The organism is Citrobacter sp. MGH 55 (genome assembly GCF_016906145.1).
In the GTDB taxonomy this organism is placed as follows: Bacteria; Pseudomonadota; Gammaproteobacteria; order Enterobacterales; family Enterobacteriaceae; genus Citrobacter_A; species Citrobacter_A amalonaticus.
In genome coordinates, this window is sequence record NZ_CP070239.1 from 1,480,480 (window position 1) to 1,491,164 (window position 10,685).

10 protein-coding genes are annotated in these 10,685 nt (G+C 54.1%); all 10 read left to right on the forward strand.

What is annotated here, in order from left to right; genetic code table 11:
- Window positions 1-31: 31 nt before the first annotated feature.
- The 10 genes from cpxP to JTI98_RS06065 all read left to right on the forward strand — a co-directional run bounded on the left by cpxP (window position 32) and on the right by JTI98_RS06065 (window position 10,576).
- On the forward strand, window positions 32-532 hold the full coding sequence (cpxP, locus tag JTI98_RS06020) for a cell-envelope stress modulator CpxP (protein ID WP_187251536.1): 501 nt from the start codon (window positions 32-34) through the stop codon (window positions 530-532).
- Window positions 533-680: 148 nt separating this feature from the next.
- A complete protein-coding gene (fieF, locus tag JTI98_RS06025) occupies window positions 681-1,583 on the forward strand; it encodes a CDF family cation-efflux transporter FieF (RefSeq protein ID WP_042998907.1) in 903 nt (300 codons plus the stop codon).
- Window positions 1,584-1,767: 184 nt separating this feature from the next.
- On the forward strand, window positions 1,768-2,730 hold the full coding sequence (pfkA, locus tag JTI98_RS06030) for a 6-phosphofructokinase (protein WP_042998908.1): 963 nt from the start codon (window positions 1,768-1,770) through the stop codon (window positions 2,728-2,730).
- A gap of 203 nt (window positions 2,731-2,933) precedes the next feature.
- Window positions 2,934-3,923, forward strand: coding sequence for a sulfate/thiosulfate ABC transporter substrate-binding protein Sbp (sbp, locus tag JTI98_RS06035; protein WP_216082035.1), 990 nt, complete (start codon window positions 2,934-2,936; stop codon window positions 3,921-3,923).
- Window positions 3,924-4,025: 102 nt separating this feature from the next.
- The gene (locus tag JTI98_RS06040; RefSeq protein WP_216082036.1) at window positions 4,026-4,781 is read left to right on the forward strand and encodes a CDP-diacylglycerol diphosphatase; all 756 of its coding nucleotides are present in this window, start codon (window positions 4,026-4,028) and stop codon (window positions 4,779-4,781) included.
- Between the two features lie 265 nt (window positions 4,782-5,046).
- Window positions 5,047-6,381, forward strand: a complete 1,335-nt coding sequence (locus JTI98_RS06045) for an MFS transporter (RefSeq protein ID WP_042998911.1) — start codon at window positions 5,047-5,049, stop codon at window positions 6,379-6,381.
- A 10-nt stretch (window positions 6,382-6,391) separates the two neighbouring features.
- Window positions 6,392-7,342: an aminoimidazole riboside kinase gene (locus JTI98_RS06050; RefSeq protein ID WP_216082037.1), complete on the forward strand. Its 951-nt coding sequence runs from the start codon at window positions 6,392-6,394 to the stop codon at window positions 7,340-7,342.
- Between the two features lie 18 nt (window positions 7,343-7,360).
- Window positions 7,361-8,401 carry an ADP-ribosylglycohydrolase family protein gene (locus JTI98_RS06055; protein ID WP_044328837.1) on the forward strand — a complete coding sequence of 347 codons (1,041 nt, stop codon included), beginning with the start codon at window positions 7,361-7,363 and terminating at the stop codon, window positions 8,399-8,401.
- 62 nt (window positions 8,402-8,463) lie between these two features.
- On the forward strand, window positions 8,464-9,186 hold the full coding sequence (locus tag JTI98_RS06060) for a GntR family transcriptional regulator (protein ID WP_043001793.1): 723 nt from the start codon (window positions 8,464-8,466) through the stop codon (window positions 9,184-9,186).
- Between the two features lie 85 nt (window positions 9,187-9,271).
- On the forward strand, window positions 9,272-10,576 hold the full coding sequence (locus JTI98_RS06065; RefSeq protein ID WP_216082038.1) for an SLC13 family permease: 1,305 nt from the start codon (window positions 9,272-9,274) through the stop codon (window positions 10,574-10,576).
- The last annotated feature ends 109 nt before the right edge of the window (window positions 10,577-10,685 follow it).

Here is a 10,685-nt window from a genome sequence, read left to right on the forward strand (position 1 = left end):
ATCGCGACAGAAAAGATTTTGGGAGCAAATGATGCGCAAAGTTACCGCTGCCGTCATGGCCTCAACGCTGGCACTCAGTACGGTTAGCCATGCAGCTGAAGTCGTTACAGGCGATAACTGGCACCCGGGAGAATCCTCTGCGCCGCGCACTGTACAGAGCCATATGTTTGACGGCATAAGTTTAACCGAACATCAACGTCAACAGATGAGAGATCTGATGCGACAGGCCCGCCATGAGCAGCCGCCTGTTAATGTTAGCGAAATGGAGACGATGCATCGTCTTATTACTGCAGAAAATTTTGATGAAACCGCTGTGCGCGCTCAGGCAGAAAAAATGGCGCAGGCACAGGTTGCCAGACAGGTCGAAATGGCCCGCGTTCGCAACCAGATGTATCGCCTGCTTACCCCCGAGCAGCAAGCGGTTTTAAACGAGAAGCACCAACAAAGAATGGAGCAATTGCGCGACGTGACGCACTGGCAAAAAAGTTCTTCGTTGAAGTTATTGAGTAGTAGCAACTCACGTTCCCAGTAGTAAACCCTGTTTTCCTTGCCATAGACACCATCCCTGTCTTCCCCCACATGATGTGGGGGTTTTTTTTGCCTGTAAATTGTCATCGTCATAATCGCTGATTGTCTTACACCATCCGTTATACTACCGGCATGAAATGGCAGGAGTGTTTATGAATCAATCCTATGGGCGGTTAGTCAGTCGGGCGGCCATTGCCGCGACAGTGATGGCATCGCTGTTACTTTTGATCAAAATTTTTGCGTGGTGGTACACCGGGTCGGTGAGTATTCTGGCGGCACTGGTCGACTCGCTGGTGGATATTGCCGCGTCGCTCACTAACCTGTTAGTGGTGCGCTATTCGCTGCAGCCCGCGGATGATGAACATACCTTTGGTCATGGCAAAGCGGAATCACTGGCTGCGCTGGCGCAAAGCATGTTTATTTCCGGTTCGGCGTTGTTTTTATTTTTAACGGGTATCCAGCATCTGATTACCCCCACGCCGATGAACGAACCCGGCGTGGGGGTTGTGGTTACCATTATCGCCCTGATATGTACTGTGGTGCTGGTCTCGTTTCAGCGCTGGGTGGTGAAGCGGACGCAAAGCCAGGCAGTACGGGCGGATATGCTTCATTATCAGTCTGATGTTATGATGAACGGCGCGATTCTCGTGGCGCTCGGTCTGGCCTGGTACGGCTGGCATCGTGCAGACGCGTTGTTTGCTTTGGGGATTGGCATCTATATTTTATATAGCGCGTTACGCATGGGTTATGATGCCGTGCAGTCGTTACTGGATCGCGCATTACCCGATGAAGAACGTCAGGAAATTTTTGACATCGTGACATCATGGCCGGGTGTCAGTGGTGCTCACGATCTCCGTACGCGGCAGTCAGGGCCGACCCGCTTTATTCAGATTCATTTGGAAATGGAAGATAATCTGCCGCTCGTTCAGGCGCATGTTGTGGCTGAACAGGTAGAGCAGGCGATTTTACGGCGTTTTCCGGGCTCCGATGTCATTATCCATCAGGACCCGTGTTCCGTCGTTCCCAGGGAAGGCAAAAGGTTTGAGCTTTCGTAAGTGAGCGTAAAAAAGAGAGCCAGACCCGCATTTTGTGTATAAATTACCGCCATTTGGCCTGACCTGAATCAATTCAGCAGGACGTGATTGTTATACTATTTGCATATTCGTTGGATCGTCTCGCTATGCAGGATCGACTTCCGGCAACAGACTTCATTTTGCATTCCAAAGTTCAGAGGTAGTCATGATTAAGAAAATCGGTGTGTTGACAAGCGGCGGTGATGCGCCGGGCATGAACGCAGCAATCCGTGGTGTGGTGCGCGCAGCACTGACGGAAGGACTGGAAGTCATGGGGATTTATGATGGCTACCTGGGTCTGTACGAAGACCGCATGGTGCAACTTGACCGTTATAGCGTGTCCGACATGATTAACCGCGGTGGTACCTTCCTGGGTTCCGCTCGTTTCCCGGAGTTCCGTGACGAAAATGTCCGCGCCGTGGCTATCGAAAACCTGAAAAAACGTGGAATCGACGCGCTGGTGGTGATCGGCGGTGACGGTTCTTACATGGGTGCGAAACGCCTGACTGAAATGGGCTTCCCGTGCATCGGCTTGCCTGGCACTATCGATAACGATATCAAAGGCACTGACTACACCATCGGTTACTTTACGGCGCTGGGCACCGTGGTTGAAGCGATTGACCGTCTGCGCGACACCTCGTCTTCTCACCAGCGTATCTCTATCGTTGAAGTGATGGGGCGTTACTGTGGCGACCTGACGCTGGCGGCAGCGATTGCCGGTGGCTGTGAGTTCGTTGTGGTACCGGAAGTGGAATTCAGCCGTGACGATCTGGTTGCTGAAATCAAAGCGGGTATTGCGAAGGGTAAGAAACACGCTATCGTGGCAATCACTGAGCACATGTGCGATGTCGACGAACTGGCGCATTACATTGAGAAAGAGACGGGCCGTGAAACCCGCTCGACCGTACTGGGTCACATCCAGCGCGGCGGTTCTCCAGTGCCTTATGACCGCATCCTGGCGTCCCGTATGGGTTCTTACGCCATTGAACTGCTGCTGGAAGGTCACGGTGGTCGTTGCGTCGGTATTCAGAACGAAAAACTGGTTCACCATGACATCATCGATGCTATCGAAAACATGAAGCGTCCGTTCAAAGGTGACTGGCTGGATTGCGCGAAGAAACTGTACTGATTCTTCTCTGCGCCTGATGGCGCTACGCTTATCCGGCCTACAGATCGCAAAGACTTGTAGGCCGGATAAGGCGTCAGCCGCCATCCGGCATAAGCCCTCCATATATTCCCTCACGTTATAGCCAATCTTTTTTTATTCTTTAATGTTTGGATGCCTTTCTGGCACGCTTTGCTCATCACAACACAACATAAGAGAGTTGGGCGATGAACAAATGGGGCGTGGGGTTAACTTTGCTGCTGGTAGCCAGCGGCGTTCTGGCAAAGGATATTCAATTACTGAACGTGTCTTACGATCCAACGCGTGAGCTGTACGAGCAGTACAACAAAGCGTTTAGCGCACACTGGAAGCAAGAAACGGGCGATAACGTGGTGATTCGTCAGTCACACGGCGGGTCAGGCAAACAGGCGACCTCGGTGATTAACGGTATTGAGGCGGATGTGGTGACGCTGGCACTGGCCTATGATGTGGATGCGATTGCCGAGCGTGGTCGTATTGATAAAAACTGGATCAAACGCCTGCCGGACAACTCTGCGCCTTACACCTCCACCATTGTGTTCCTGGTGCGTAAAGGCAACCCGAAGCAAATTCATGACTGGAACGATCTGGTTAAGCCTGGCATTTCGGTGATCACGCCTAACCCGAAAAGCTCCGGCGGCGCACGCTGGAACTATCTGGCTGCCTGGGGTTATGCGCTGCACCACAACAATAACGATCAGGCAAAAGCGCAGGACTTTGTGAAGGCGCTGTTTAAGAATGTCGAAGTGCTGGACTCTGGCGCACGCGGCTCGACCAATACCTTTGTCGAACGCGGCATCGGCGACGTGCTGATCGCCTGGGAGAACGAAGCGCTGCTGGCGACCAATGAGCTGGGCAAAGATAAATTTGAAATCGTGACGCCGAGCGAATCCATTCTGGCTGAACCGACGGTCTCCGTTGTGGATAAAGTGACCGAGAAGAAAGGCACTCAGGCCGTGGCGGAAGCCTATCTGAAGTATCTCTACTCACCGGAAGGTCAGGAGATTGCGGCGAAAAACTACTACCGTCCGCGTGATGCGGATGTGGCGAAAAAATACGAAAATGCGTTTCCGAAGCTGAAACTCTTTACCATTGATGAAACGTTCGGCGGCTGGACGAAAGCGCAAAAAGAACACTTCTCGAATGGCGGAACGTTCGATCAAATCAGCAAGCGTTAAGAGCTGGCAGGAGAAGAAGCCCGGGGTATTTGCCGCCGGGCTTTTTTATTTGTCATCATTTTGCGTTACTCTTGCAGGCCGTTGAGATACAGGGAACGCGTTATGAAAAAAACAGGCTATGGACTACTGGCCGTTGTCGTTATTGCCGCTGCGGCAGGTTTTGGCTACTGGACGCTGGCCGGAAACCCGGATGCGTTGCGTAAGATTGTGCTTGAGCAATGCCTGCCCAACCAGTTGCAGCATCAAAACCCTGCGCCATGTGTCGAAGTGAAGCCCGATGCCGGATATGTGGTCTTTAAAGATCGCAATGGTCCGCTGCAATATCTGCTGATGCCGACTTATCGCATTAATGGCACCGAGAGTCCGTTGCTGGTGGAACAATACACGCCGAATTTCTTCTGGCTGGCCTGGCAGGCGCGCGATTTCATGAGCCAAAAGTATGGCAAGGATATTCCGGACAGCGTCGTGTCGCTGGCAATCAATTCGCGCAGCGGACGGACGCAAAACCATTTCCACATCCATATCTCCTGCCTTCGTCCTGATGTCAGAGCGCAACTGGACGCTAACCAGACCAAAATCAGCACCCGCTGGTTACCGCTGCCGGGCGGACTGCGCGGGCATGAGTATCTCGCCCGTCGCGTGACAGAAAGCGAACTGGCGCAGCGCAGCCCGTTTATAATGCTGGCCGAAGAGGTGCCGGAAGCGCGTGAGCGCATGGGCAGCTATGCGCTGGCGCTGGCGCGTCAAAGCGATGACGCTTTTGTTCTGTTGGCCACGCAGCGCAACATGCTGGCGTTTAACCGGGCGTCGGCGGAAGAAATTCAGGATCACGACTGTAAGCTCCTGACACAACCCTGAACGCCACGCCGACGGTTGTCGGCGTTTTTTTGCACAATCTCCCACTTCAGGCCAGCGAAGATGTATCGTTGGTTAAAATAATGTGAATTCGATCAAAAGATATAAAGGTATACCTTTATATCTTTTGTGGTTCCATTACACTCCCTCATAACGCCTGAACCTGGTTTTCTGGGTCATGCGTTAATCATAAAAGCTTTTATTTCACGTAGTTACGTCATCCTTTTTTCGACATTCTTGCGCTGAACGGCGCAAAAGGAATACCGATATGAAATTGTCTATCGTGGAAAAAATAGGTTTCGGCGCCGGGGATATGGCGATCAACGTAGTGATTATTGCCATGCAGCTACTGCTGGCATATTTCTACACGGATATTTACGGTTTACGGGCAGCGGATGTGGGTGTGCTGCTGGTGGTGGTGCGGATGATCGATGCCATTATCGATCCGGCAATGGGAATGCTGACCGACAAAGTGTCGACCCGCTGGGGACGCTATCGTCCATGGTTGTTATGGTTTGCCATTCCATTTGGCTTCGCCGTCTATCTGATGTTTATCACGCCGGATATGGCGTATATGGCGAAGCTGGCATGGGCCTATTTCACTTACATTCTGATGACGCTGGTTTATACGGCGATCACCATCCCTTATATCTCTCTGATTGGCGTTATCACGGACGATCCGGGCGAGCGTCTGAGCGCCAACGGGTATCGTTTTGTGATGACCAAAATCGCCGCGTTTCTGGTGACGATTGTGGTTCCCATGCTGGCGGTCTGGCTGGGACAGGGCAATAAAGCGCTGGGTTATCAGCTCTCTATGGGCCTGATGGGGGCGATGGGCGCCGTGCTGTTTATCTTCTGCTTTATGACCACCCGCGAACGCAGCGAGCCTGAATTGCCGTCACTGTCCGTCAAACAGCAGTTCGCGAATTTACTGCGTAACGACCAGTGGCTGATTCTGGGCGTGGTGATTATGTTGCTGATGTGCGGCTACGTGATCCGCGGTTCGGTCGCGGCCTATTACGCCAAATATTATCTGAATGGCGGTGACAGCCTGATTTCACCGTTCCTGACCGTCGGCGTGGTGGCGTCTATTCTGGCGATGATTGCGACCACGTGGGTGACTAAGTTCTGGGACAAAATAAAAATGTTCCGCTACACCCAACTGATGACCTTCGCGCTGAGTATCGGCATGTATCTTTGCGTCGGGCAGCAGAACCTGATCCTCGCCTTTGTCTTTTACTTTCTCATCAACTTCTTCTGCGACATGCAAATGCCGGTGTTCTGGTCTTCCATCGCGGAGGCCGTCGATTACGGCGAGAAGAAAACCGGGCTGCGCGTTTCCGGACTGGCTTTCGGCGGCATTCTGTTCTTTCAGAAATTCGGGATGGGGATTGCCGGCGGCGTCCTTGGCTTCCTGCTGAGCCACTTCGGCTATCAGGCGGATGTCCAGCAGAGTGCAAGCTCGCTGACCGGGATTGCGCTGATGATGACGCTCATCCCCGCCGTCTTCCATCTGGTGGTTGGCGTGGTGATGAAAAAGTATCTGATCAACAACGATTATTACCGCGATATCCAGAGTGAACTGGCGCAGCGTCAGGCGTGAGGAGGAGCAGATGAGTCATCTCAAAAAAGTCTGGGTGATTGGCGACGCGTCCGTGGATCTGGTGCCGGAAGGCGCGGACACCTACCTGAAATGTCCGGGGGGTGCATCGGCTAACGTCGCCGTTTGCATCGCGCGACTGGGTGGCGACTGTGAATTTATCGGCTGTCTTGGGGAGGATGACGCCGGACGTTTTCTCCGCCAGACGCTGGCAGAAAACGGGGTAGGTGTGGGGTCATTGCGCCTCGACCCACAGCAAACCAGCGCGGTACTGATCGTCAATCTGACGCCAGAAGGCGAGCGCAGTTTTACCTATCTGGTACATCCCGGCGCGGACACTTTTGTCTCGGTGCAGGATTTACCGACTTTCAGCGCCAACGAGTGGTTTTACTTCAGCTCGATTGGCCTGACCGACAGTCCGGCGCGTGAGGCGTGTCTGGAAGGCGCCAGACGCATGAAGACGGCGGGAGGGCACGTCATGTTCGACGTTAACCTGCGCGTCAGCATGTGGCGGGATACCCAGGAAATCGTCCCCTTACTCGCACAATCTATTGCGTTGGCCTCCATCTGCAAGGTCTCTGCGGATGAGCTGTGTTGGCTGGGTAAGGTCGAACGCTGGCAGGACGCACGCTATCTGATGCGTGAACTTGGCTGTGAAACCACCGTTATCTCATTGGGCGATGCAGGGGCGTACCTGGTGACGCCAGAGGGCGAATGCGCGTTCCCGGCCGCGAAAATTTCCGTGGTGGACACCACCGGAGCGGGCGATGCCTTTGTCGGCGGGCTGCTTTATACCCTTTCACAGGCCGCTTCTTGGGACAGTCACTTGCTTGCGCAGGCGATCGGTACAGCCAATGCCTGCGGCGCGATGGTGGTCACGGCAAAAGGGGCGATGACCGCGTTGCCTTATCCTGAACAGCTCGCGGCTTTTCGCGCCTGTCATCCACTGGAAAAAATATGCTAAACCGTTAAGGAGTCATTCATGCACGTTGAAATTAACAAAATACTGGGCTGCCTGATTGGTGCCGCTGCGGCGGACGCGATGGGCGCAGCGACCGAAGTGCGTACTCAGCAACAAATTCGCGAATACTTTGGTGGCTGGGTGACCGGGTTTGAGAAACCGCCCGCCGATACGTTTGGTCGCTGTAACGAAGCCGGAATGTGTACCGATGACTTTATTCAGGCGAAGTACATCATGGACGCCCTGCTACAGCACCATCGTCAGGTGAGCGATGAAGCAATGCGTGAAGCCTTCCAGCGCTGGCTGGCCTATCCGTACTACGCCAATTTTACCGGGCCAACCACCCGAGCCGCGATGAAAGCCATCTTTAACGATAATCGCGTGTCCCTGCAGGGGGAACTGGAAGGTGAGAAACAGTCGGTACAGATTATCAATAAGGGGAATGCGGAAGCCACCAACGGCGCGGCAATGAAGATTTGGCCTGCCGCTGTACTGCATCCTGGCGACATAGAAAAAGCGATTCAGACTGCGCTGGATATCTGCCGCTTTACCCACAATAACGTACTGGCGATGTCTGGCGCAGCGGCGATGGCGGCAGCAACCAGCGAGGCGTTACAGTCCGTTGCGAGTGCTGAAAGCATCATTGCGGCCGGGATTTACGGCGCTGACAGGGGTTATGCGCTGGCGGCAGAACAGGGCGCGATGATGGTTGCCGGGCCGTCGGTGGCGCGTCGTATTGAACTGGCGGTAGCGATCGGTAAGCGGCACGCCCATTGGGAGACGGCGATTGTTGAGATTGCCGATATCATCGGGTCCGGGTTGCACGTCAGCGAGGCGGTTCCGGCCGCGTTTGGTCTGTTCGCGTGTTGTCCGGATTCGGCCGTTGATGCTATTATTTCCGCCGTTAATATCGGCAATGACACCGATACCGTCGCCACCATGGTTGGGGCACTCTCCGGCGCCTGGCACGGTGCTGATGCTTTTCCTGCCGACTATTTAACTACCGTTAATCGTATGAATCATTTCGATTTGGCTGAACTCGCCAGACAGATTAAAGGGTAGTGCGCTGCCCTGCGGGGGCGGCGACAACCGTCCCCGACTGGCAGACTTTCGAGGTAAATGGCTTGCAGGTTGATAAAACGAGTTTCACTCCGCTGTATAAGCAGTTGTTTTATATCATCTGCCAGCAGATCCAGAACGGCACCCTGCCGCTGGGGAGTCAGTTGCCAACGCAAAAAGCGATCGCCCAAACCTATAATGTGTCGCTGATCGTCGTGAAGCAGGCGTGGAGTGAGTTGATCAACGCCGGTGTGATCACCTCTCAGCGCGGAAGTGGTTCCGTGGTGAGCGCGGTGCCGGAAGGCGTCAGCTATGGTCATACCTTTCGCGGGATCACCAGCGACCTGCGTGATGCCAGCGTGGCGGTTGAGAACCGCATTCTGGAAATCGCCACACGCCGGGCGCGCGACGCGCAGGAAGATGGTTTAAGCCTGCCGGCCCATCATCACTATCTCTATATTTCTCGGGTGCGATACCTGAACGATCGCCCGTTTAACCACGAGAAAATTTATCTCGATCTCTCCTTCTTTCCGGGATTAACCCTGACAGCGGATGAACTGGCCCATACCTCGCTTTATCACCTGTTGAATGTGAAAAGCGACTCAGCGATCGAAAAGGTCGATGCCATTCTGCCCAGTCCTGATTTATGCGAGAAGCTGCAGATTGCTGAGAACAAACCACTCCTTTCCGTGGCGCGCCAGACGTTTATGGCGGGGGAAGCGCATCCCTTTGAGTATTGCCGCTACTATGTGCTGTCTGACTACTTCGGCGAAATCCATTATCACTGACCCTCTGCTTTTTTAGGGGGAGACGCGCGTTTACAGAAGGGGGATGCCCCCGTATTCTTGTTGAAAAAAACAACAGGAGACAGGCATGTCGCTCTGGTTTTCACACCCTCTGTTTCTGCCCTCGTTGGTGGTGATTGTCACCATCCTGCTCTGGGCAACCTCGCTATTACCGGAATTTATCACTGCGCTGCTGTTCTTCACGGTGGCGATGGTGGCAAAAATCGCCCCACCGGACGTCATCTTTGGCGGCTTTGCCTCCTCGGCGTTCTGGCTGGTATTCAGCGGCTTTGTGCTGGGCGTGGCGATCCGCAAAACCGGACTGGCGGACAGGGCGGCAAGAGCGTTGTCATCACGGCTGACGGAATCCTGGCCGCTGATGGTCTCAAGCGTGGTGCTGCTGAGCTATGCGCTGGCGTTTGTAATGCCCTCTAATATGGGACGTATTGCGCTGCTGATGCCCGTTGTTGCAGCGATGGCGAAGCGTGCCGGGATCCTTGATGGCACCCGTGCGTGGTATGGCCTGGCGCTTGCTGTGGGTTTTGGCACTTTTCAGCTTTCCGCCACCATTTTGCCTGCTAACGTGCCGAATCTCGTAATGAGCGGGGCGGCGGAAGGATCGTACGGTATCCATCTGAACTATCTGCCTTATCTGCTGTTGCATACGCCGGTATTAGGCTGGCTGAAAGGCGGACTGTTGATTGCGCTGATCTGCTGGCTGTTTCCCGGAAAACCCCATTCGCCACGTGAATTCTCACCACCGGAGCCAATGAGCCGCGACGAAAAGCGACTGGCCTGGATGCTGGCAGTCGTGTTGGTGATGTGGGTCAGCGAAAGCTGGCATGGCATTGGCCCGGCGTGGACCGGGCTGGCGGCAGCGGTCATCACTCTGTTACCGCGTGTCGGGTTCATCAATGGAGAGGAGTTTTCCACGGGGGTTAACATCCGTACCTGCATTTATGTTGCCGGTATTCTTGGACTGGCGAGCGTTGTGACGCAAACCGGTATTGGCGATGCGGTCGGTGAAGCGCTGCTGCACGTGATGCCGCTGGATCCGGAGAAACCGTTCACCAGTTTTCTCGCCCTGACCGGCATCACCACTGCGCTTAACTTCATTATGACCGCCAACGGCGTTCCGGCGCTGTATACCACTCTGGCGCAGAGCTTTTCTGAGGCAACGCAATTCCCACTGCTGTCGGTGATTATGATTCAGGTGCTGGGCTATTCAACGCCACTACTGCCGTATCAGGCATCACCTATTGTGGTGGCGATGGCGTTAGGCAGGGTGCCAGCGAGAGCCGGGCTGCTCCTGTGTCTGGTGCTGGCGCTGACGACGTATCTGATCCTGCTGCCACTGGACTATGCATGGTTTAATCTATTAGGAAAATTGTAATGTTAATTGCCTGATTATTTTAGTTTTGTGAGAGGGTGGTGAGTTTTACCTGCACGAATGACGGTTAATACTGAAACGCATACTTATGCGCAGGATACTCAAGGATTGT

Excerpts from the sequence above, each read along its gene's own strand:
- cpxP (WP_187251536.1), top strand. The coding sequence starts at position 32 with ATGCGCAAAGTTACCGCTGCCGTCATGGCCTCAACGCTGGCACTCAGT.
- fieF (WP_042998907.1), top strand. The coding sequence starts at position 681 with ATGAATCAATCCTATGGGCGGTTAGTCAGTCGGGCGGCCATTGCCGCG.
- pfkA (WP_042998908.1), top strand. The coding sequence starts at position 1,768 with ATGATTAAGAAAATCGGTGTGTTGACAAGCGGCGGTGATGCGCCGGGC.
- sbp (WP_216082035.1), top strand. The coding sequence starts at position 2,934 with ATGAACAAATGGGGCGTGGGGTTAACTTTGCTGCTGGTAGCCAGCGGC.
- JTI98_RS06040 (WP_216082036.1), top strand. The coding sequence starts at position 4,026 with ATGAAAAAAACAGGCTATGGACTACTGGCCGTTGTCGTTATTGCCGCT.
- JTI98_RS06045 (WP_042998911.1), top strand. The coding sequence starts at position 5,047 with ATGAAATTGTCTATCGTGGAAAAAATAGGTTTCGGCGCCGGGGATATG.
- JTI98_RS06050 (WP_216082037.1), top strand. The coding sequence starts at position 6,392 with ATGAGTCATCTCAAAAAAGTCTGGGTGATTGGCGACGCGTCCGTGGAT.
- JTI98_RS06055 (WP_044328837.1), top strand. The coding sequence starts at position 7,361 with ATGCACGTTGAAATTAACAAAATACTGGGCTGCCTGATTGGTGCCGCT.
- JTI98_RS06065 (WP_216082038.1), top strand. The coding sequence starts at position 9,272 with ATGTCGCTCTGGTTTTCACACCCTCTGTTTCTGCCCTCGTTGGTGGTG.